This window comes from Exiguobacterium sp. RIT594, assembly GCF_003339585.1.
Classification (GTDB): domain Bacteria; phylum Bacillota; class Bacilli; order Exiguobacteriales; family Exiguobacteriaceae; genus Exiguobacterium_A.
On the sequence record NZ_QPKF01000001.1, the window covers coordinates 1,788,445 to 1,810,450 of the forward strand.

19 protein-coding genes are annotated in these 22,006 nt (G+C 45.8%); 9 read left to right on the plus strand and 10 right to left on the minus strand.

The features are described from left to right. Nucleotide 1: 1 nt before the first annotated feature. Nucleotides 2–1,135 (minus strand): beta-aspartyl-peptidase, encoded by a 1,134-nt coding sequence (gene iadA, locus DVG79_RS09295; RefSeq protein ID WP_114596454.1) that lies wholly within the window; start codon nucleotides 1,133–1,135, stop codon nucleotides 2–4. A gap of 63 nt (nucleotides 1,136–1,198) precedes the next feature. Further along, on the minus strand, nucleotides 1,199–1,393 hold the full coding sequence (locus DVG79_RS09300) for a YjzD family protein (RefSeq protein ID WP_012369663.1): 195 nt from the start codon (nucleotides 1,391–1,393) through the stop codon (nucleotides 1,199–1,201). A 194-nt stretch (nucleotides 1,394–1,587) separates the two neighbouring features. Here DVG79_RS09300 and DVG79_RS09305 point away from each other — a divergent pair, with 194 nt between their 5' ends. Beyond that, entirely contained in the window at nucleotides 1,588–2,397 is an 810-nt protein-coding gene (locus DVG79_RS09305; protein ID WP_114596455.1) for a Cof-type HAD-IIB family hydrolase, read from the plus strand. A 65-nt stretch (nucleotides 2,398–2,462) separates the two neighbouring features. Here the strand turns inward: DVG79_RS09305 and DVG79_RS09310 are convergent, their stop codons facing one another. The 7 genes from DVG79_RS09310 to DVG79_RS09340 all read right to left on the minus strand — a co-directional run bounded on the left by DVG79_RS09310 (nucleotide 2,463) and on the right by DVG79_RS09340 (nucleotide 12,260). Continuing rightward, on the minus strand, nucleotides 2,463–3,314 hold the full coding sequence (locus DVG79_RS09310) for a YitT family protein (RefSeq protein WP_012369661.1): 852 nt from the start codon (nucleotides 3,312–3,314) through the stop codon (nucleotides 2,463–2,465). A gap of 221 nt (nucleotides 3,315–3,535) precedes the next feature. Beyond that, entirely contained in the window at nucleotides 3,536–5,836 is a 2,301-nt protein-coding gene (locus DVG79_RS09315; RefSeq protein WP_114596457.1) for a glycoside hydrolase family 65 protein, read from the minus strand. A gap of 247 nt (nucleotides 5,837–6,083) precedes the next feature. Next, nucleotides 6,084–7,112 carry a LacI family DNA-binding transcriptional regulator gene (locus DVG79_RS09320; RefSeq protein ID WP_026829042.1) on the minus strand — a complete coding sequence of 343 codons (1,029 nt, stop codon included), beginning with the start codon at nucleotides 7,110–7,112 and terminating at the stop codon, nucleotides 6,084–6,086. A gap of 34 nt (nucleotides 7,113–7,146) precedes the next feature. After that, nucleotides 7,147–8,676: an alpha-amylase family glycosyl hydrolase gene (locus DVG79_RS09325; protein ID WP_114596458.1), complete on the minus strand. Its 1,530-nt coding sequence runs from the start codon at nucleotides 8,674–8,676 to the stop codon at nucleotides 7,147–7,149. 23 nt (nucleotides 8,677–8,699) lie between these two features. Continuing rightward, entirely contained in the window at nucleotides 8,700–9,533 is an 834-nt protein-coding gene (locus DVG79_RS09330) for a sugar ABC transporter permease (protein WP_012369657.1), read from the minus strand. Beyond that, a complete protein-coding gene (locus tag DVG79_RS09335) occupies nucleotides 9,533–10,885 on the minus strand; it encodes a carbohydrate ABC transporter permease (protein ID WP_114596459.1) in 1,353 nt (450 codons plus the stop codon). Before DVG79_RS09335 ends, DVG79_RS09330 begins: the two co-directional genes overlap by 1 nt. A 115-nt stretch (nucleotides 10,886–11,000) precedes the next feature. After that, entirely contained in the window at nucleotides 11,001–12,260 is a 1,260-nt protein-coding gene (locus DVG79_RS09340; protein WP_026829045.1) for an extracellular solute-binding protein, read from the minus strand. Between the two features lie 457 nt (nucleotides 12,261–12,717). On the opposite strand from DVG79_RS09340, the gene DVG79_RS09345 reads away from it, so the two are divergent. Both DVG79_RS09345 and DVG79_RS09350 read left to right on the plus strand, forming a co-directional pair. Then, nucleotides 12,718–14,505 carry a glycoside hydrolase family 13 protein gene (locus tag DVG79_RS09345; protein ID WP_114596460.1) on the plus strand — a complete coding sequence of 596 codons (1,788 nt, stop codon included), beginning with the start codon at nucleotides 12,718–12,720 and terminating at the stop codon, nucleotides 14,503–14,505. Nucleotides 14,506–14,622: 117 nt separating this feature from the next. Then, nucleotides 14,623–15,774 carry a cation:proton antiporter gene (locus DVG79_RS09350; protein WP_114596461.1) on the plus strand — a complete coding sequence of 384 codons (1,152 nt, stop codon included), beginning with the start codon at nucleotides 14,623–14,625 and terminating at the stop codon, nucleotides 15,772–15,774. Nucleotides 15,775–15,833: 59 nt separating this feature from the next. Here DVG79_RS09350 and DVG79_RS09355 read toward each other — a convergent pair whose 3' ends face one another. After that, nucleotides 15,834–16,607 carry an enoyl-CoA hydratase/isomerase family protein gene (locus DVG79_RS09355; protein WP_114596462.1) on the minus strand — a complete coding sequence of 258 codons (774 nt, stop codon included), beginning with the start codon at nucleotides 16,605–16,607 and terminating at the stop codon, nucleotides 15,834–15,836. Nucleotides 16,608–16,804: 197 nt separating this feature from the next. Here DVG79_RS09355 and DVG79_RS09360 point away from each other — a divergent pair, with 197 nt between their 5' ends. From DVG79_RS09360 to DVG79_RS09385, 6 genes are all read left to right on the plus strand, one after another. After that, nucleotides 16,805–18,187 (plus strand): MATE family efflux transporter, encoded by a 1,383-nt coding sequence (locus DVG79_RS09360; RefSeq protein WP_114596463.1) that lies wholly within the window; start codon nucleotides 16,805–16,807, stop codon nucleotides 18,185–18,187. Continuing rightward, nucleotides 18,147–18,614, plus strand: coding sequence for a Cys-tRNA(Pro) deacylase (gene ybaK, locus DVG79_RS09365; RefSeq protein ID WP_114596464.1), 468 nt, complete (start codon nucleotides 18,147–18,149; stop codon nucleotides 18,612–18,614). Before DVG79_RS09360 ends, ybaK begins: the two co-directional genes overlap by 41 nt. Before the next feature lie 21 nt (nucleotides 18,615–18,635). Continuing rightward, nucleotides 18,636–19,382 (plus strand): CDP-diacylglycerol--serine O-phosphatidyltransferase, encoded by a 747-nt coding sequence (gene pssA, locus DVG79_RS09370; RefSeq protein WP_012369649.1) that lies wholly within the window; start codon nucleotides 18,636–18,638, stop codon nucleotides 19,380–19,382. 120 nt (nucleotides 19,383–19,502) lie between these two features. Beyond that, nucleotides 19,503–20,258, plus strand: a complete 756-nt coding sequence (locus tag DVG79_RS09375; protein ID WP_114596465.1) for a carotenoid biosynthesis protein — start codon at nucleotides 19,503–19,505, stop codon at nucleotides 20,256–20,258. Beyond that, nucleotides 20,218–20,925 carry a lysophospholipid acyltransferase family protein gene (locus DVG79_RS09380; protein ID WP_233494566.1) on the plus strand — a complete coding sequence of 236 codons (708 nt, stop codon included), beginning with the start codon at nucleotides 20,218–20,220 and terminating at the stop codon, nucleotides 20,923–20,925. Before DVG79_RS09375 ends, DVG79_RS09380 begins: the two co-directional genes overlap by 41 nt. Further along, nucleotides 20,922–21,998 carry a glycosyltransferase family 2 protein gene (locus DVG79_RS09385; RefSeq protein WP_114596467.1) on the plus strand — a complete coding sequence of 359 codons (1,077 nt, stop codon included), beginning with the start codon at nucleotides 20,922–20,924 and terminating at the stop codon, nucleotides 21,996–21,998. The genes DVG79_RS09380 and DVG79_RS09385 overlap by 4 nt, the downstream gene beginning before the upstream one ends. Nucleotides 21,999–22,006 lie beyond the last annotated feature (8 nt).

Below are 22,006 nucleotides of genomic sequence, written 5' to 3' on the forward strand. Positions count from 1 at the left end.
GTCATTTTGGCAACAGCCATTTTTTCTGAATCATTATAGCACGCCCCTCTGCAAGAATCGTATCGATTTGCAAAGCGTCATCAATCAGTAACAGATCAGCACGCTCGCCTTCCTGGATGAGTCCTCCGGAAATGCCATATGCTTCTGCAACGTTTGATGTAACCGTTCGGATCGCGTCCTTTAATTGTACGCCATGTTTCACCGCATCACGGACCGCATCCAAAATCGATGTCGGCTTTCCGGTCTCAAGACGAAGCAGTTTCCCGCTTTCATCAAAGGCGGGTAAGCTGGCCCCGGCGTCACTGGACATCGTAATCTGGGGTAACGGGATGCCGGCAGCAAGAGCACGCTGTAGTGCCTGACCTGCTGGTATCTCCCCTTCTTCAATGAACGCTTCCGTCGTACAGGTCGTAAAATCAATCCGTCCACCTTGTTTCGCCCAACGTAAACCGGCGTCAAATATCCGTTCGCTACGGTTAATGTGGGTCGGTAAAAATTGTGTAATCGGAAGATCCGTCGTTTCGACCACCTCTTCTAGCAGGTCAAGCGCGTGTTTTCCGTCACCGATATGAACATTCATCGTTCCCCGGACTCCCTTCAAAAGACCGGCAATCCGTGCTTGCGAAGCAAGGCGGGCCACCTCATGGACAGTCGGTTGTGTCGAACGATGGTCGTTAATGGCAATCTCACCGATCCCGATGACTTCGTTGATCAACAGGATATCTTCTGCAATCGATTTCGTAATTGAAACTGGCGGGACGGCGTAACTGCCTGACAAGAGGAAGGAACGGATACCTTGACTCGTATAACCCCGTACGTGGGCGAGCAGATCGATTCCGGTCCGCGTCCATCCATCTGTTCCCAGCAATCCGACGACGGTCGTGACACCGGCTTCCAAAAAATCAGTCGCCGAAAGGGGCGATGTCCGTGTCGAAAAACCGCCTTCCCCGCCTCCACCAATCGGATGAACATGTCCATCGAGCAATCCCGGGATCAGATGTTTGCCTGATCCGTCAATCGTCTGCGTAATCAGCCGGTCGTCCATTGTATAGGAACCGATGGCGAGAATCTTTCCGCCACCAACCCATACATCCGTTAATTCCCCGGCCAGGGTTACATTTTTAAGTACAATCATCGCTTGCCTCCTAAACTATAAAAAGCGAGCCTATCGTCCAAATGACGATATCTCGCTTTTAACTTATTCTGCCTTTGTCCCTTGACCAAGACCAAGATCTTCGTTGACTGCATCAAGTGCGAAGACGACAAGTGAAGTCACGACTGACATAGCTGTCGCGAATCCGAAGTTATACGTGACTGCATCGACCGCTGATACGATGAACACAGCTGTGTTCACGAGTAAGAACGACCAGAAGAATGTAACGAGAAAACGCATTCTTCCCCCTCCATTTCTTAACTTACTTTTTTAATGTCCTACGTTTCGTAGTATATCATTTTTTAGGACCATAGACAGCTTTTCTCCGATTTTTTTAAACGCTTTCCTGAATTCAAAAAGCAGACAATTCCAGATATTTTTCAGCCGATTATGCTACAGTAAGCGTAATGAATCCAGAGTGGAGTGAGTATCCTATGCAACGTCATCTGATTGCCGTCGATTTGGACGGGACATTATTACGCGACGACAAAACCATCAGTCAGGCCAACTTACACGCGTTAAGAACTGCACGCGACAACGGTCATGAAGTCGTCATCGCGACAGGGCGTCCTTTCCGGCATGCCAAACGCTATTACGACGAACTCGGATTGACGACACCGATCGTCAATTTTAACGGCGGACTTGTTCACCATCCGCAAGACCGTCATTTTGAAGTCAGCCATCATCCGATTCCGCTGAAAACCGTTCAGCACATCTTGGAATCGGTAGCGGACTCGAAAACACAAAATATCGTCTGCGAAGTAACGGATCATGTTTACTTCCAAAACGATCCGACCGGTATTTATGAATTCTACACGGATCATGCCTTATCCGTGACGACAGGTGATTTACGAAAGGTCTTGCAACATGAACCGACATCCCTGCTGATTCATGCGAAAGGCGAACATGTCCAGGAAATCCGGTCCGAACTTTCGAGCATTCATGCCGAAACGGTCTTAAACCGCCAATGGGTCAAACCGGAATATATGGTCGAGGTCATGCGAAAAGGTACGAGTAAAGCCATCGGTTTACAACAAGTCTCGCGTCATCTCGGGATTGAACAAAAACAGATCATTGCTTTTGGTGATGAAGAAAATGACTTGGAAATGCTCGAGTATGTCGGGCATGGTGTCGCAATGGGCAATGCCATCGGTGCGTTAAAACTGGTTGCTAACGGCACAACGAAGTCGAACCAGGAAGACGGGATTGCCTACTACCTGAAACATGTTCTCGGTCTGATTTGATGTCATTAAACAAAGCCGGCTTCTCTGTCCATCAGACAGAAAAGCCGGCCTTTTTTTGTTCAACCTCATCCTTTGCGGAAGTACCCGACTACAGAATCTGTTGCAACGACGTTGATGAACACCGTTTCGTCTGCATCGCGGCAAATCCGCTCGATATCGCGCAACTCGTGCCGTTCGATGACCATCATCAGCGTCGACTTCTCAGCCCGTGAATACGTACCGATTGCCGGCATCTGGGTGATGCCTCGAATGATGTGTTGGTGAAGTGCCGTCGTAATATCGTCGGCATGATTCGTAATGATGAAAATCGTCAACCGTTGATTGCTTGTATGGATTTCATCAACGACTTTCGACGTGACATAAATGAAGACAATCGTATAAAGTGCCGTCGACCAACCAAACAATGCTCCTGCAAGGATTGCAATCAGGAAGTTCAACACAAACAGGTATAACCCGACGCTCCGGTCGGAGAAACGGGCAAAAATCAATGCCACGATATCAAAGCCACCCGTCGATGCCCCGAATTTAATCGTAATTCCGGTTCCGATTGCCAGTAAGACCCCGCCAAATACGGCATTGAGTGTTTGATCACCCGGAATAACAGCATACTGAGGAATAAGTCCGATAAAAATCGTTGTCGCCAAAACCGATATCAATGTAATAATGGTAAAACTGCGTCCGAGCATTATCCATGCTAAAACAATCAATGGCAGATTCAAGACTAAGAACCAGACGTTTTCCCCGAAAGCAAACGCCGTTCCTTGTAACACCTGCGTTAAAATCTGGGCAAGTCCCGTAAATCCTGTCGAGTAAACACCACTTGGAATCAAGAACCAGTTCATCGCTACTGCGATGACGAACCCGCCAATCGAGGCGACAATCACTTTTAACATACTTTCCTTTACAACCGCTGTCACACCTTGTTCTCCTCTCATTCGTAAACTATCTTGGAACACTTTAGCACATAACAATTGTGTCCGGATAGTCAAGATGATGAAAGAATTGTATTTCTTTTTTTGGTAACGCTCTCATTTTCAGAAGTTGAACACATTCTTCCTCAAACAAAAAAAGGCGGCAGATTTGACATCCGCCCCCTTGTTTCATATGCGATAAAGATCCTTCTTTTTTTCGGGTTTTCTTAAACAGTCATTGAAGCTGGAATGGTAACCGCACCTTCTGCCGGCACTTCAACCGGTTCACCGTGAAGCTGTAACGTAAAGGCTTCACCTGTGTTTTGTTCAATGCACACTTCGTTCTGTTTGACTTGAACGAGAATGTGATGTCCTCGCCATTGCATCCGGAACGAATAACTTGTCCAGCCCTTTGGCAACATCGGCTTGAAGGACAATGTCCCCTGCTCGACACGCAGTCCGGCAAATCCGTGAACGATCGACATCCAGGATCCGACCATCGACGTGATGTGGAGACCATCTTCCGTATCGTTGTTGTAGTTATCAAGATCGAGCCGTGCCGAACGTTGATAGAGTTCCATCGCTTTTTCTTCATAACCGACTTCAGCCGCAATGATCGAATAGATACAAGGGGAAAGTGATGATTCATGGACCGTCCGCGGCTCATAAAAATCAAAGTTTTTCTTCTTCTCTTCGATCGAGAAACGATCCGTCAGGAAATAGAGTCCTTGCAAGACATCGGCCTGTTTGATGAAGACAGAGCGCAGAACACGGTCCCATGACCAATTTTGGTTTAACGGGAGATGTTTTGGATCAAGATCCGCGACCATAATCTGTTCCTTATCCATGAAGCCGTCTTGCTGCATGAATACATCCGGAACAGAATCGTCTTTCGGATAATACATTTTTTGATCGATCTCGGCCCAGTGGGCTAATTCTTCATCCGTGACAGCTAATTGATGAATTAATTCTTCGAGACGTGCCGGTTCTTCCTGCTCCAGGTGACGATACACTGTCTGCGCGTACTCGAGACACCAGGCAGCCATCAAGTTCGTATACCAGTTGTTATTGACGTTATTTTCGTATTCATTTGGTCCAGTTACACCAAGAATCATATAGACATCTTTATGCGGGACATAGTTGACGCGGCTCGCCCAGTAACGTGCGATTTCAACGAGCACTTCAAATCCGTATTGTCCGAGGTAGGATGTATCTCCTGTGTAGTTCGTATAGTTATAAATCGCATGGGCAATCGCACCGTTCCGGTGAATTTCTTCATGCGTAATTTCCCACTCATTGTGGCACTCTTCCCCGTTCATCGTCACCATCGGGTATAAAGCACCCTTCATCCCGACATTTTTATCCGCATTTTCTTTCGCTTGCGGGAGTTGGTTATGACGGTACTTCAACAAATTCCAGGCAACATCCGGCTTCGATGTCGCAAGATAGAAGTTCAGGCAATAAGCTTCTGTATCCCAGTAAGTCGCCCCACCGTATTTTTCTCCGGTAAATCCTTTTGGTCCAATGTTCAAGCGGGAATCTTCGCCTGTATACGTTTGGAACATATGGAAGATGTTAAAACGAATCCCTTGCTGCGCTTCAACATCGCCTTCAATCTTCACATCCGCTTCTTCCCAGTGTTTCAGCCAGGCCGCTTCATGCGCTGCAAGCACTCCGTCAAATCCGGTATCAAATGCGTCGTTGACACGTTTCATCGCCTGCGCCAATAAGTCTTCAATCTCATAATCACGATTCGTCACGAGTGCTACTAATTTTTCAGCTGTCACCGCTTCGCCTGCCGGTACCTGTTTTGTGAAACGATTCGCGACATACTGTAATGTACTTTCAAGCACTTCACATCTCGCACCCTCGACATCGGTAATCATCGCTGCCGTGACGTGCCAATCCAGTTTCTTCGTTTTAGAAGTAACATAGGCAAATCGCTCTTCCGCTCCGTGCTCTACAGGAAGCCAGAATTTTTCATCATAGTTGGAGTCTTCGTTTTCAACGTCAGCGTCAAGGTATGATTCGATGACCACTTCCGCATCAAAGTTGACGGGTGTGACGGTATATCGAAGTGCAGCCAGTTCTTTATCAACGATTGAAAAGAATCGTTTTGATTCAATTTTTGTTTCCTCCACACCATTTCTGATCAGCATCGTCCGCGTCAGAACTCCATGCTGCATATCGAGTTCCCGTTTGAAGTCGACAACTTCCCACTCGTTCAAATCGACATTTTTTCCATTGATTGAAACACGAAGTCCCATGATGTTTACCGCATTCAAAACTTTTGCGAAATATTCCGGATAGCCGTTTTTCCACCAACCGACTCGTGTTTTATCTGGGTAGTAGACACCGGCGACGTACATCCCTTGATGCGTGTCTCCCGAGTAATCTTCTTCAAAGTTTCCGCGCATTCCCATATGACCGTTCCCAATCGCCGTCATCGATTCAGCAAGGCGGTTATCCTCCGGATGAAAACCCTGTTCCGTAATTTTCCACTCATTAATATCAAACAATCGTTTCATTATAAGTCGCTCCTTTATTCTTAATCACATAGATGCTCAAACATCTTTTTTGTAAGCGTTTTTATTTTCTCTACATTCTTTATTCTACACATAATCATCGTTAATGCAATCGTTTGCACGAAAATAAAAATCTTTTTCGATTCGCACGGTCATTTCGTGTTCCTGATTGGTTTACGGTTCTTTTTTCTCCAAAAAAAAACACCACTTTTTCCTGAACGGACAAGTGGTGTTTCGGGAGGGTATTCAATTATTTTACCGTGCCGCCACAAGATTGACGCACAACTAAATAATGAGGAACAATGACACGTTTGCCATAAGGTGTCGCCTCTTCGTTCATTTGTTCAATCAGACAGTTCGTCGCTTCAAATCCTAAGCCGAAGATGTTGATTTCAACCGACGTCAACGGCGGACTGGAAAACTCCGCGATGAATAAATTATTGAAACTGACGACCGCCATTTGATCGGGTACGCTGATTTCCATCTCATTCAGCGTACTCATGACACCAAGTGCCATCATGTCATCACTGACGACAACAGCCGTCGGCGGGTGTTCCAGCGACATCAACCGTTTGACGGCGTCCGCTCCACCAGTCGTCATGAATGGTGCACTGACGATATAAGATTCATGGATGGGTAGTCCCTCTTCCATTAAAGCTGTCTTATACCCGCCAACCCGTTCCTGCGTGACCGCTAAATCCTGTGATCCTCCGACAAACGCGATGCATTCGTGTCCGAGTTGATGTAAATACTTCGTGACCTCTCGTCCTGCAAGATAGTTGTCCGTATCAACGTACGTGACATGTGAGGAATCACTAAATGGTTTCCCGACAACGACGAACGGAAACTTCGAATCTTGTAAAAATTGAACGACCTTGTCATCTGTTCGGGAATACAAGACAACAACGCCATCCACTCGACGACCCTGAACCATCGAGACAACGCCTTCGTAAACTTCTTCTTCCGAAACCCCTGTCGTCATATATAAGGAATAACCGTTTTGATGTGCTTTCGTACTAATGCCGCGAATCACTTCCGAGAAAAATGGATTTTGCAGTGTTTTCGTTGCCGCACTCGGCATGACAAGACCAATCGCTTGAGTCGTTCGATTGGCAAGACTCCGGGCATGAACGTTCGGATAGTAACCTAACTCCTCCATTGCCTGGCGGACACGTTCTTTTGTTTTTTGACTGATGCGCGGACTGTTGGCAATTACACGTGAGACCGTTGATGGTGCAACGTTCGCTTCTCTTGCGACATCCTTGATTGTTACTTGCATCCCTTTCACCTCATCATTTCCCTACAAATGTATTTTAGTGTGTTTCCTTTGTCCGATTGATCCGTCGTCGATGGACGAATAAAATGATTAAGGCAAGGATTGGAGCGATTGATCCAATCGCAACGAGCGAGACCCAGTTGACCTGTGAACGTTCCACGACATAGCCGTTCGCGCTGCCTGCATCGAGCGTCACTTCATAGGCATCTCCGTCTTGACGTACCACGTCAGAGAATAATAATCCCCGAAGGCGTTGATCGTCACCGATTTCTGATGCTTTCACACGCAACGTCGTTTTCTTTTCCCCTAAATTGATGGCATATAAGACAGACTGATCTTTAGTTTTTCGTTCGAAGACGGCCATATGATCGGTTTTAGCCACCAGCCGTTGTTTCCCTGTTTCGAAAGCCGGATAGTTATTACGCATCTTATTTAACGTCTGTACATATTCCTGCATCTTATCGTTTTTATCGAATTCCATCATCATTCGATTTCCCGGGTCTTCGCCACCAGGCATCGCGACCTCTGTCCCTTGATAGACGATCGGCATACCGGGTGCTGCATACAAGGCGAACAACGCTAAACGCAGTTGCCGTTCCTCATCAGCGGCTCCGCCAATCTTGGCTTCCGTAATGAAGCGTTTTAAATCATGATTATCAATAAAGTTCGCTAATGACATCGCTTTCGGATTAAACGTAGTATCTCGATTATAAACTGAATCGAGTTCTTCCGCTGAACCATTTTTGCGGGCGAACTGATCTTTGATCCCGTAGTAAAACGGGAAGTTCGTCACGGAATCAAATCCTAATTTAGAATAGGTCGCAATCTTACGCGGATCGCCGTCAAATACTTCTCCGAGTAAAAAGAGATCCGGATGTTCTTTTTTGACGGCCGGGATGAAAGTTTTCCAAAAAGCCGGTGGCACATGACGGACTGTATCGAGTCGGTAACCGTCGATTCCGGTCTCATCCACCCAGTAGTTCGCGACGTCAATCAAGTACTTCACGACTTCTTTATTTTCTGTATTAAAATCCGGTAAATCAAACAGCCAATTGTTCTCGACTTCCGCTTGATTGTTCCAGTTCATGATCGTCTGCTCTTTATGGAACCAGTCCGGTTTTTCTTTTACGAGCGGATGGTTTGGACCTAAATGGTTGACGACTAAATCGAGTACGACTTTAAGATCACGTTTATGTGCTTCTTTGACGAGTGTTTTAAATTCTTCTTTTGTTCCGAAGTGCGGATCGATTTCGTAATAATCGTCCGTCCAATATCCATGATACCCATTTGGTCGGTTTTTAAAGATCGGTGTCAGCCAAATCGATGTGAACCCTTCATCCTTGATGTAATCCAAACGTTTCGTGACACCTGTCAGGTCACCGCCCTGAAAAGCTTTTGGATCGTTTGGATCTGCCTCTAAATCATTACTTTTGTCACCGTTCTCAAACCGGTCGACCATGATGAAATACATTCGTTCTTTTTCCCACCCTGCAGCTTCGCTTGTCTGCGGAAACATTCCGATAGACAAGAGAAGCGGCAAGAGGAGAAGCATCACGCCTCGTCTCATGCCGCTGATTCCCCCTTGATTGATTAACCTTTCGTTCCGCCTGCCGTCAATCCAGATACGAAGAAACGCTGGAAGGCGAAGAACAGAAGAACGATTGGTACTGCTGATAATACGGCACCTGCCGCAAACAATGTGAAGTTATTATCGAATTGCTCCGAAACCATGTTGTACAATCCAACAGCTAACGTTTGTTTCTCCGGTGAACGGAGAACAAGTGACGCCAGGATAAAGTCGTTGAACGGTGCCATGAAGTTGAACAAAGCAATAACAGCAACCATTGGTTTTGCAAGTGGAAGAATGATCTGCCAGAAAATCCGAAGATGTCCTGCTCCATCCATCCGTGCCGCTTCATCCAGTTCTTTTGGTATTGTATCAAAATATCCTTTCGCAAGATACGTGTTCATCGGAATCGCTCCCCCTGCATACAGGAGAATCAATGCCAAATGCGTATCAAACAATTGCAACATGTTCAACAGAACGTAAATCGCGATGATGGCAACAAATTGCGGAACCATCTGCAGTACGAGGAACAGGATCAATGAATTTTTACGTCCGACGAACCGGTAACGTGAAAAGATATAACCTGTCAACGTAATCAATGCGACTGAGACGACCATTGTAATGACAGCGATTTTGATGGTGTTCAAATACCACATGCCATAATCCGTTTGTGTTGCATCAAATAAATCAAAGTAATGGATTAATGTCGGATTGCTTGGGAAGATATCCGAAGTGATGCTTTTTCCCGGGTTGAGCGATGTGCCGACAACCCATAAGAGTGGATACACGATAATTATTGAGGCGATCGTCAAAATGAGGTATGACAACGCCATATTGATTCGGTTTTGTTTTCTCATTAGATCATATCCTCATCTTTGAATGATTTTGAACGTTTAAACTGAATGACGGCAATCGTCATGATGAAGAACGACAGCACAAGTGTAATCGCCGCGGCAAATCCGTATTGCGGATTCGAACCAAGCGAGAGTTTGTAAATCCAGGAGATCAGGATATCCGTTCCGCCGGCCGATTGACCCGGAACAGCCGGTCCCCCGTTGTTAAAGAGATAGATGATATTGAAGTTGTTGAAGTTAAACGTATATTGCGTGATCAAGATTGGTGCTGTTGCAAACAAGATCATCGGTAGTGTGATCAAGCGGAACTTCTCGCCCGACGTCGCACCGTCAATCGTTGCTGCTTCATATAGATCTTCCGGAATCGACTGCAAGATCCCTGTCGTCAATGTCATGATGTACGGGAATCCGAGCCACCACTGGATGCCGATCAAGGCAAGCTTCGTATATGTCGGATCCGTCATCCATTCGGCACCGCCGTCAATTCCAATTGCCGGTAGCAATGTCGTATTAAAGACACCAAATGTCTCATTGAACATCGAACGGAAAATCAAAATCGTGATGAATGCCGGTACAGCCCATGACAGGATTAAAATCGAACGGAAGAAACGTTTTCCTTTTAATCCTTTTTGATTTAACAAGACCGCAAGACCAATCCCAATCGCAATGACACCGGTTGTCGAAGCAACGGTCCAGACGAGCGTCCATCCCAAGACACTGACGAACGTGTCACGGAAGATATCGACCGTAAAGATGTTCAGGAAGTTTTGAATCCCGATCCAGTCGACAAGCTTTGCAGGCGGTGAGTTGTTGAACTTATAGTTCGTAAAGGCAATCAAAAACGTGAAAATCAACGGTAAGACGACCGTGAAGACGAGGAGAACCAACGATGGAATCAGCATCGCGTACGGGAATCCATTGTCCCGGAAGTTCCGCAGCTGCATTTTCAAAGAAGGTACTTCTAATTCCAAATCACGAAGTTTACCGATTCGATACGCATCGATAAAGTTCCAGACGTAAATGGCGATACCAAACACAAGCAGAATCAATGCAATGATTCCCTCGACCATCAAGAAGATCGAGTGATCCCCCCTTACGCCTGGTACCTCACCGAGTGTAATCAATCCCCAGATCGCCCCGCGATCTCCAGGACCGTTCCCGGCACCTTTAAAAAACAGCTCGAAATTTACTAAAAAATATGACAGAACGACGATAAAGAATGTCGCACCTTTTAAAAATTGTTTATTGTACAGTTGCCCCATCCCTGGAACGATCGATATCGCTGCTGCAATCGTCCGGTGATTCGTTTTTGGCTTTGGTGTTTTCGTCGGTTGTGGTGTCGCAATGGCCGCCATCGTCTGTTCTCCTTTCCAAAGGTCATGTCTGACCTCAGGCTTCTCTTCCAACCATAAAGATAAGGGGGAATCCAAGATCCCCCTTTCTTTAATTCTGTGTCAGTGATTCAGTTGATTATTGATTGTTTGCTTCGATTTGTTGCTTGATTTGTTTTACAGCGTCATCAGCTGATTTTTGTGCGTCTTGTTTGTTTGTAGCAACGAGTTGAAGTGCTGCTGCCATCGGCTCCCAAACTTGACCCATCTCAGCGATGTTCGGCATTGGTACACCGTCTTTAGACTGTGCGAAGACGGCTGCTGCCACTTCGTTGTCTTTGATTGTTGCATCTTCTTGAAGTGAAGTGACCGGTGGGATTTCATTGTATTTCTCAAACATCGCTTTCGCGTTTTCTTCGCCAGTCAGTGACGCGAGGAACTTTTCTGCCCATTCTTGGTTTTCAGAGTAAGCTGAAACAGCATACGTCTTCACACCTACGAATGTTTTGATCGCTTCACCGTTTGGAAGCTTCGGAAGTGCCGAAGCACCTAAGTTGATGCCTTTTTCTTTATAGCTTGCGACTGCCCATGGTCCGTTCATGACTGCGACTGCTTTCTTGTCGCCGAACAATTGGTCCATTGCTTGACCACCGCCACCGCCGATCAAACCTTTCGGGAAGAGACCTTCTTTGTACCATTTACCGATGTAGTCCATTCCTTCAACTGCACCCTTGTTGTTAAGACCGATGTCAGCAGGATCAAGTTTTCCACCGTTTTCTTTAAAGACGTACCCACCGTATCCACCGATTGGACCGTGTGCGAAGTAGAAGTTATCCCAAAGTGCGAGGAAACCGTACTTTCCGTCTTTTTTCTGTTCTGTTGAGATTTTGTATAAGTCGTCCATTGAAGCAGGTGCTTCTTTTAACTCATCTTTGTTGAAAAGAAGGATTGGTGTTTCGACTGCTTTAGGATATCCGTAAACTTTACCGTCAAATGTAACAGCTGATTTAGCTGTATCGATGAAAGGTTCGAGTGCTTTTTCACCGTCTTTGAGTTCAGCAATCAACCCTTGGTCAACGACTGTTCCGATTTGATCATGTGGAAGAAGAATGATGTCCGGACCTTTTCCTGCTGGACCATCAAGAGCGACTTTCTTTTGTTGATCCGTCATTTTAACTTCTTTGACTTCAACTTTGACGCCTTCTTTTTCTTCAAATGCTTTAGCAGCGGCTTTCGTTGTTTCCGCTTTTTCTGTATCTTCCCAAATCACGATTTTCGTTGGTTTTTTACCACCTTCTGAACTTGTATCAGAAGAACCTGAATCCGTTCCACCGCCACATGCTGCAAGAGCACCGATTGCCATGACAGATACTGAAAGACCTGCTACTAATTTTTTGATTTCCATGTTCGAAAATTCCTCCCCAAGTTAACGTACGAATGATAAGTTCTGATGCACAACGTTTGCATAAAGGCACAACCATTTTCTCATGATAACAACCGAGCGGTTGTAAGCGTTTTATGAAAACGTTTGCATCACCTTTACATTTTTATTATACAATCTAAAATCCTTTTGACAAGTCCTTTTCTTTAAATATTTCCTTACATTCAAAAAAGATTTTCGAAAAGTATTCTTAAAAATCAATTGGATGCATTAGTTAAATCACTTTAAAAAGAAAACGTTTACATTCAATCGATTTGCACAACTAAGTGCAATCGATTGCGCTGATGTGGAAGAATTCCCTATCTCCTCTTGTTTTTTCTGGAATTCCAATTGACTTTAAGAAAGCGCTTCACTATCCTTAGGTCGAAGACAATTATATTAGAATGCAAGCGATTGCACATAGGGAGTGACCAAAATGCTGAAAGAAGCTGTTTTCCACCGCGCAATGTCACCGTTCGTCTATAAGTATGATGACAAAACGATTCATGTTCGATTGCAGACCAAAAAAAATGATGTAGATCACGTCGATCTTATCTGGGGAGATCCGTATGATTGGCATACCGAAAACCCGGACGATGCCGATTGGAATTTTGATCCGTCCAAATCGAATTATTGGAACACATTCGAAACACCTATGAAACGGAGTGGTTCAGACGAGTTGTTCGATTATTGGTTCATCGATGTCGTGCCTCCTTTTCGTCGTCTGCGCTACGGATTCCGACTCCATGACGGACATTCGAGCCAAGTGTTTACCGAGCGTGGTTGGTTCGATGAAAAACCGTTAGATGACACCGGGTACTACTTCTGTGTACCTTATTTAAACAAAGTTGATGTCTTCCATGCTCCGGACTGGGTCAAGGATACGGTTTGGTATCAAATCTTTCCCGACCGTTTTGCCAATGGGGATTCAGCCAATGATCCTGCAGGTACGCTTCCTTGGAACAGTACGGCACCTACAACGACAAATCTGTTCGGTGGCGATTTCCAGGGGGTCATTGATCAAATCGATTACTTAGTTGATCTTGGAATCACCGGTATCTATTTCTGTCCGATTTTTGAAGCCAAGTCCAATCATAAATATGACACGATTGATTATCTAGAAATCGATCCCCAGTTCGGAACAAAAGAAAAGTTCAAGGAAATGGTTGATTTACTGCACGAAAACGGTATTCGAATCATGCTTGATGCCGTCTTTAACCATGCCGGTTTCCACCATAAAGCATTTGCTGACATTCGGGAACACGGTAGTAATTCTTCTTACCGCGATTGGTTCCACCTCCGAAACTTCCCGCTCGTAACCGAGCCGATGCCAAACTACGATACGTTTGCCTTTGTTCCGGAAATGCCGAAGTTCAATACGGAAAACCCGGAAGTAAAAGCATACTTACTCCATGTCGCCCGTTACTGGGTCGAAGAATTCGGAATCGACGGCTGGCGTCTTGATGTTGCTAACGAAGTCGATCATGCCTTCTGGCGTGATTTCCGTTCTGTCGTTAAAGAAGTGAATCCGGAGACGTATATTCTCGGAGAAATTTGGCATGACTCACAGGAGTGGTTACTCGGTGATCAATTTGATGCCGTCATGAACTATCCGTTCACGAATGCTGCGCTCAATTTCTTTGCACTCGATAAAACATCCGCTTCTGCCTATGCCAACGACATGTCACATGTCCTATTTTCGAACACGGTCAATGTCAACGAAGTGACGTTTAACTTGATTGGTTCACATGATACGCCACGTGCCTTAACGCGTGCCGGAAACGATAAAAATAAGATGCGCCTGCTGCTGTTATCCATGCTGACATTCTCCGGAAGCCCGGTCATCTATTATGGCGATGAAATCGGGCTAGACGGTGATCAGGATCCCGGTTGCCGGAAATGCATGCCGTGGAATCCGGAAGAGCAGGATTTAAATCTACTGATGTATACGAAACATTTGCTTCAGTTGCGAAAGCAGCATAAGACACTTGCCAATCACGGGCATATCTCATTCGTCCATGCCGACGATGAAACGAATACCATCATCATGCGCCGGATGAGTCAAGACGGGACATATTACGTCTACTTCAATAACTCCAATCATCAAGCTACCATCCCCGCTCCTCAGTCTGGTCAAGGAATGGATCTCTTTTCAAACACGCCGCTTCCTTCATTAGAGGTGACGCTCGCTCCATATACCGGAACAATCATTCAAGTAATTTGATTTTCAGACAGCCTTTTTGCTCAATAGCAAAAAGACTGTCTTTTTTCATTTCTGTTACAAGCCAATTAAGGCTTTTGATTTAGGGTAAAGAGGAAAGAAAGGAGGGAATACTCTCTCATGGAAATATTTCTTTATGCGGGGTTGATTCTGATTGGCTTATTCGCAGTCAGTTATCTCAGTGAACGGTTTCATCTCCCGAGCATTCTTGCCTTCATCCTAATCGGAATTGTACTTGGCCTTTACTACGATTTGCCGGAAGAGTTAAAGCTGGGTGGGGAAGCTGGCATCATCGTCTTGTTTTTCCTGTTAGGTCTAAAGTTTTCTGTCGCTGACTTATTAATCCAGTTTCGGAATATTTGGAAAGCCGGACTGATTGATCTTATCCTGTCGTTTGGCGGTACCTTCCTCTTGACCTTGGCCTTTGGGTTTTCCGTACCCGAAGCGTTTTTAATTGGTTGTGTCCTTTATGCAACAAGTTCATCGATTTCCGCTCGTCTGCTCGACCGGGAGCCAGACAAACACAAAGACGTGAATCGGTTTGTCCTCTCGTTACTCATCTTTGAAGATTTGGCGGCACCCCTTTTATTAACAAGTGCCCCGTTTGTTCTCGGAACACAAGAGTTCACCTTCGTAAAAGTCGGAACGATTTTTCTTGGATTTATTTTCTTATTCAGTGCATTGATTTTTTTAACGGTCTTCATCCGCCAAAAATCGAGAGTCGTCGACTCCCTTTATCGGCACCCGGACGCCGGGATCGGAATCATCGGATTAATTTTGACTTTCTCAGGAATTGGAATTATGTTTGGTTTGTCCGAAGTCCTTGGTGCGTTCATCGTCGGGATTTTACTAACTGAAATCAAAGAGACACGTTATTTGAAAAGACTAGTCACACCATTCCAAGATTTACTGTTACCTTTATTCTTCATTTCGTTCGGGATGTCGTTTGAGATGACGGAAGGACTTCCATTGGACTGGTTTTTCTTTGCATTAGTCGTTTGGGGACTTTTGTCGAAATTTCTTGTTGGTTTCCTGGGTGGACGATCGTTTGGACTCTCCAACTATCATGCGATTGAGTCCGGATTCTGTTTAGGACCGCGCGGAGAATTCTCGATTCTCTTCATCACGCTTGCCAGCGGAGCTTTTGTTACGTTGACCGGATTGTATATTTTCGTTTCCGCCTTTCTTGGAATCATGCTATTTCGAATCTCAACCGGCCTAACGGATCGCACTCATGCGACCGCTCAAAAGATCAAACAAAAAATCAAGTGAATCACAATAGGACCTTCCGGCGGATTGCCGGAAGGTCCTATTGATCGTTCACACTGTCATCAGCGACCGCTGAAAACGGGCGCCTTTTTCTCTAAAAACGCTTGAACCGCTTGCTGGTGGTCTTCTGTCTTTCCGGCACGGGATTGATAGATAATCTCCTGAGCCAGCATATCCTCGAGTGTCGATTCGGAACTTGCGGCTTGTAACTGTTTGATATACCCGATGACTTTCGTCGGACGATTGGCAAGTAGCTCGGCAAAAGAGGCCACTTCCTGCTCAAACTGTCCGGTCTCAACACTTTTTGTTACCAAGTGATAGTCGTACGCTTGCTGCGCCGTAATCGTTTCACCTAACAGAGCCAGTTCCAACGCTTTGGCCGATCCAATCAACCGGGGTAAGAAGTACGGAGCACCGGCATCCGGAACCAGTCCGATATTGATGAAGCCAAGGGACAATTTTGCGTCATCGCGTACGATCCGGAAATCACAGGCTAATGTAAGAGAAAGTCCCGCCCCGGCAGCTACGCCATTAATGGCAGCGATGGTTGGTTTCTTTGTCGTTGCCAATGCCCGAATGACCGGGTGGTAATATTTTTTTAAGTAGTCCCCATGGTCCATACCGGGTTGTACGGTTTTTAAATCTTGCCCCGCACAAAATCCGCGCCCGGCCCCCGTCAAAACGATGACCCGGACAGTATCATCTTGATTTGCCTCTTCGATGGACTCCGCTAATTCGGTTAAAAGTGTTGATGTGAGCGCATTCAGCCGTTCCGGACGTGACAACGTGATGGTCGCAACCTGCTCTTCGACGGTATAACTGACTTCAGTTTTCATTCCATTCCCCTCCATTTCAAAAATGAACATCCATTCATTATGATGTATTCGTGATGTTTTATGAAAATCCTTTTAAATACCTTCTTTTTTTATGAAAGCTCCACTTTTGCTCTTTCATTATGAAAATTGAAGGCGTATAGTTTCCAAAAGATACAGAAAGACAATACGTTTTAAGGACTTAAAGGGGAATTAAATTTATGAAAACAGTTAAACAACAATCATTATTCCAAATTACATGGCCGCTATTCATTGAAATCGCGCTTCATATGAGCCTCGGAATCATCGCTACATTGATTCTCAGTTATTATTCTGACAGTGCAGCAGCAGCTGTCGGTGTTTCCAATCAGGTGCTGAACATTTTCATCATCCTGTTTAACATCACATCCGTTGGAGCAACAATCATCATCGGTCAATATCTAGGGGCGAAACGGATTCAGGATGCCCGCCAGACCGCACGATCTGCTTTTTCCATCAATCTATACATCGGTTTAATCATTTCCGTCCTTGTTGCCTTGTTCGGAAAACAATTGCTCGGATTCTTCTCTTTAGAAGGAGAAACACTCGTATATGGCGAAACGTTCTTAAAGATTGTTGGTCTCTTCTTATTCTTGGAAGCCATCTCTCTTACACTCGGTGCCATCTTACGCAGTCACGGTTTTACAAAAAATGCTATGTACGTCACGTTACTGATGAACTTCGTCAGTGCCTTCGGTAATGTCATTGCCGTCCTCGGATTATTTGGTATTCCTGTCCTTGGAGTCGCCGGAGTCGCTTGGTCCATCGTCATTGCCCGGTCTGTCGCCGTCGCTTTACTCTTTTTCGTTGTTTACCGGAAACTGTCTTTACGATTTAAGTTAAAAGATTTGGTGCAAATCAACCGACGCGATATTAAAAGTATCATGAACATCGGAATTCCTTCTGCCGGAGAAGGTGTCTCGTATCAGTTTTCTCAACTGATCATTACCGGCTTCATCGCAACCATCGGAGAGTCTGCTCTCTCTGCACGCGTTTATGTCTCAAACATCACAATGCTTTGTTTCTTATTCACATTAGCCATCGCACAAGGAACACAATTATTAGTCGCCCGCCAAGTTGGGGCTCAGCAATTCGAAGCAGCACATACTCGTGCTGTAAAAACGCTGAAAATCGCTGTTTTTGCCAGCTTCGTCTCTGCCGTTGCACTGGCCTCTGCCGGGACATCCATTCTGTCCATGTTCACATCAAGTCCGGAAATCATCGCCATCGGTATTCCGTTGTTATGGGCGAGTGTCATTCTTGAACCGGGCCGTGCCATGAATATCGTTCTGATGGGAACATTAAAATCAGCCGGTGACGTCCGTTTCCCTGTCGCAATCGGTATTCTCTCGATGTGGGGAATCGCTGTTGTGCTCAGTTATACACTCGGCTTGCAATACGGACTCGGATTACTTGGTATCTGGATTGCCTTCTCTGCCGACGAGTGGTTCCGCGGTATCTTTGCCTTAAAACGTTGGAACAGTCGGAAATGGGCTCAATATGCTGTCGTCAAAGGAGAACAACATGACCACAACGAACGTCGCGAGACTTCTAAAGCAGTCTGACATCCCGTTTGACTTGCTTTCCTATCCTGTTGATGAACAGGATTTATCCGCTCAACATGTCGCTAGAAAGATTAATTACCCGCTTTCGTCTATTTTTAAAACATTAGTTTTAGAAACAGACGCCCATCAATATGTGTTTGCTGTCATTTCCGGCGAAGAGGAAGTCAGTTTAAAAGCCGTCGCCCGCACAGTGTCTGCCAAGAAAACACATTTGGTACCAATGAAGGACTTGAAGCAACTAACGGGGTACATCCGAGGGGGTGTCGCCCCGATTGGTGCGAAAAAGCCTTTTCCGGTTCTTTTGTCGGATTCGGCTCTGAATCAGGAATTCATCATTATTTCGGCTGGGAAACGTGGTCTGCAGGTCAAACTCGCTCCTGATGATTTTCTCCGCTTCACGAACGGGATTGTCTTCATGAACCGCTGATATCTATCAGTTGTTTATGATATGATGGATAGTATCGAAGAAGTGGCAGGAGGAATCATTTTGTGGAAAGAACGTGTGCGTAACTCTATTCCGAACCTCTTTACGTTCGGAAACTTATACTGTGGTTTTCTTGCCATCGTCATGGCGGCGCGGGGAGATTTTCAAAATGCGACCTTACTGATCGTCATCGCAATGATGCTCGACAGTCTGGATGGTCGGATCGCCCGGATGCTTGGTGTCGCGGGTGACTTCGGAAAAGAGCTGGACTCACTCGCTGATGTCGTGACCTTTGGTGTCGCTCCAGCCATGATGGCCTATTACACTTATTTTTATGATTTTGGAGAAATCGGTTTGCTGATTGCGGCTTTGTTCCCACTATTTGGTGCCTTTCGCTTAGCCCGTTTCAACCTTTCAGCTACCAATGTAGCTTCAGCTTATTTTTCCGGTGTCCCGATTACAGCAGCTGGAGGTATTTTAGCTGTCGTCACCCTGTTCAGCGGACGGATGAATGATTTAATGGTGCCGCTCGTCTTTACGGCTCTTGCTTTTTTGATGGTAAGTCGAGTCAAAATTCCGAGTTTCAAGGATATTCCGGTACCGCGACATACATTCGTCATCACATTTACACTGCTGTATGTAACGTATGTGATGATTGCCCGTAGCAACGAGTGGTCGACCTTCTGGTTCGTCGCCGTTCCGCTCTATATCGCTTTTTTATTATTTTCCTTCATCAAAAAGAAAAAACAAAAAAATCATCAAATCGATTAAACAGACCGCTTCATACGGTCTGTTTTTTTAATACCATGAATTCCACCTCCATCCTGGCTCGTCGCCCTTTCCTACAGGTATACTAATATCAGAATAAATTAAGATGGAGGTACGCTTATCATGGATCGGTTTCAAAAAAAACTTTGGTTATTTTTCACGATTTGGTTTTTCATCGGACTGATTTTAGTCGGTTTCTCATTACTGCCCCCTTGGCTTGAGTGGGCGAACGCCGTGTTCTTATTTGCATCCGGCTTATATGCCGCTCTTTATCTTTGGGATGCCCTACCAAAAGGACGCTTCATCATTCCGGTGATTTTCTTCGGTTCAATTCTTATCGAATCCATCGGCGTCCATACGGGGTGGCCGTTCGGTACATACGCCTATGAAGCAGATTTTGGTGTCCAACTGCTCGGTGTACCGATCACGATTGGTGCCGCCTGGTTATCCGTCATGGGAGCAAGCCTTGCCTTCTCACGCCGGTTTCCATTTCGCTTCAATACTGTAACTTTGGTGCCGCTGTTTGCCGTTTGGTTGGATTTAGCGATTGATCCGGTAGCAGCTAACGTCAAATCGTATTGGATTTGGCAAGATGGTGGATTCTATTATGACATCCCGACCCAAAACTTTTTGGGCTGGTATGGAACGGCACTTTTCTTTGCGCTTCTGATTTCCCGGTTCGAACAGCAGGTTACCATTACGGCACTTGAACGAAACAACCAGTATCTGTTTTTAATGCTCCATACGCTGTTCGGTCTGACGGCAGGTGTCGCCGGCCTTTACGGCGTCACGTTGATCAGCCTTCTCGCAGGTGTCACGTATTGGCTCACACAAGGAGGTGCTCCTCTTGCAAAAAGCAAACAAAAGCAAGTTGGCTGAACATGCTTTTCATCTATACGTCAAAGAACGTTTAATCCGAAAACAATTCCACCGGATTCTCTACCGGGCGGATGATTTACCGACCCCCGGCCTGATGCTCGCGACGCACGGATCGTGGTGGGACGGCATGATTTTGTTTCATCTCGATCAGACGGTTTTGCGTCACGATCCTTATGTCATGATTGATGAGCAGGGACTGGAACGCTTTCCTTTCTTTACTCGACTTGGCGGTTTTTCCATTGACCGGAGTTCGTTTGCGGAAATCAAGCAAAGCCTGCAATATGCAAAAAATCAACTCGCAAACGGTAGCAGTGTCTGGATGTTCCCTCAAGGAGAAGAACGGCATCAGGAAGAACGGCCGCTTCAGCTCAGCAGCGGAGCAACACATCTGGCAAAATCAGCCCGCTCCATCTCCCTGTTTTCGTTTTACTATTCCTTCAGTCATGAACAACAGCCGGACGTCTATATCCGGACCCGGACGATCCAGCTACCCGATTCACGAAGTTCGGAGCAGTTGCGTTATTTAACAGATGCGATGACCCGACTGTATGATGATGTCCGGACCGACGCAATCGAAGAACGGATTGAATCGTATCGTGTGTTGACTACGAGAAAGGAACCGCTCCCCGTTAAAACGGAACAGTGGTTACAGGCAATCCGTTCATGATGGTAATACTGTTTGTCGTTGCAACTCTTGTTTGTCTCTACACGTTCATCAATCTGTCCTTCTTACCGAAATTAAGCGAACCTGTTCTTCCACCTAGTCTTGCAATTTGTATTCCGCTTCGAAATGAAGAACGGAATGTCGAGAAACTGATTCATTCGTTACGACAAGCACTTCATCCGAATATGCATGTCTACTTATATGAAGACCGCTCGACTGATCAGACACGCGACTTGTTAATCCGGCTTGTCGGCAGAGAGGATCAGTTCACAATCATTGATGGTCTCGATTTACCATCCGGCTGGGCGGGGAAAGTCCACGCTTGTCATCAACTCGCGAATGCGACTCATGAAGACTATCTGTTATTCTTAGACGCTGATATCACGTTGACAGCAGATACGATTCCCCGGCTGTATGCGACGTTGCAGAATGAACACGCTGTGTTCCTGTCGGGTTTCCCGTCATTCCCTGTTCCGACTTTTCTCGGAAAGTGTCTGATTCCGATGCAGCACGTCTTGATTGCCCAACATCTGCCGATTGCCTTTCGGAAGGTCAAACACCCTGCCTTTGCAGCGGCAAACGGTATGGTCGTCCTCGTCGAACGGCAAGCTTACGAACATGTCGGCGGACATCAGGCCATTCAAATGGCACTCGTCGACGATTTGGAGCTGTGTCGTGCTTTTAAACAAAACGGTTTTACGACGACACTTGTTCATGTGGCTCCCTACGTCAGCTGTGACATGTACGCGACTAATCGCGATGTCTGGCAAGGTTTCCTGAAAAATGTTTTCCGCGGTATGAACGATTCCTATGCAGTAGGAAGCTATTTCCTGTTGTTTTACCTTATCCAGGCCGCCGCTTTACCGCTTGTGATCCTATTTCCATCATTTTGGACAATCGGGGCTTTTTTAATGATCATGATGGCCCGTTATCGCATTGACCGGAAGGCAATGATTTCTCATGCCTGGTTTTGGCATCCGCTTGCGGTCATTCTTTATGTCATATTGCTCGCGACGGCAATGATTCGAAGATTCAATAAAAGGGAAATCAGTTGGAAGGGTAGGACATATTCTTAAGGAGGCTT

Bases quoted from the DNA above. Each gene is read 5' to 3' on its own strand.
- iadA (WP_114596454.1), bottom strand. From the start codon at position 1,135: ATGATTGTACTTAAAAATGTAACCCTGGCCGGGGAATTAACGGATGTA.
- DVG79_RS09300 (WP_012369663.1), bottom strand. From the start codon at position 1,393: ATGCGTTTTCTCGTTACATTCTTCTGGTCGTTCTTACTCGTGAACACA.
- DVG79_RS09305 (WP_114596455.1), top strand. From the start codon at position 1,588: ATGCAACGTCATCTGATTGCCGTCGATTTGGACGGGACATTATTACGC.
- DVG79_RS09315 (WP_114596457.1), bottom strand. From the start codon at position 5,836: ATGAAACGATTGTTTGATATTAATGAGTGGAAAATTACGGAACAGGGT.
- DVG79_RS09320 (WP_026829042.1), bottom strand. From the start codon at position 7,112: ATGCAAGTAACAATCAAGGATGTCGCAAGAGAAGCGAACGTTGCACCA.
- DVG79_RS09325 (WP_114596458.1), bottom strand. From the start codon at position 8,676: ATGAGACGAGGCGTGATGCTTCTCCTCTTGCCGCTTCTCTTGTCTATC.
- DVG79_RS09330 (WP_012369657.1), bottom strand. From the start codon at position 9,533: ATGAGAAAACAAAACCGAATCAATATGGCGTTGTCATACCTCATTTTG.
- DVG79_RS09335 (WP_114596459.1), bottom strand. From the start codon at position 10,885: ATGGCGGCCATTGCGACACCACAACCGACGAAAACACCAAAGCCAAAA.
- DVG79_RS09345 (WP_114596460.1), top strand. From the start codon at position 12,718: ATGCTGAAAGAAGCTGTTTTCCACCGCGCAATGTCACCGTTCGTCTAT.
- DVG79_RS09350 (WP_114596461.1), top strand. From the start codon at position 14,623: ATGGAAATATTTCTTTATGCGGGGTTGATTCTGATTGGCTTATTCGCA.
- DVG79_RS09355 (WP_114596462.1), bottom strand. From the start codon at position 16,607: ATGAAAACTGAAGTCAGTTATACCGTCGAAGAGCAGGTTGCGACCATC.
- DVG79_RS09360 (WP_114596463.1), top strand. From the start codon at position 16,805: ATGAAAACAGTTAAACAACAATCATTATTCCAAATTACATGGCCGCTA.
- ybaK (WP_114596464.1), top strand. From the start codon at position 18,147: ATGACCACAACGAACGTCGCGAGACTTCTAAAGCAGTCTGACATCCCG.
- pssA (WP_012369649.1), top strand. From the start codon at position 18,636: ATGATGGATAGTATCGAAGAAGTGGCAGGAGGAATCATTTTGTGGAAA.
- DVG79_RS09375 (WP_114596465.1), top strand. From the start codon at position 19,503: ATGGATCGGTTTCAAAAAAAACTTTGGTTATTTTTCACGATTTGGTTT.
- DVG79_RS09385 (WP_114596467.1), top strand. From the start codon at position 20,922: ATGATGGTAATACTGTTTGTCGTTGCAACTCTTGTTTGTCTCTACACG.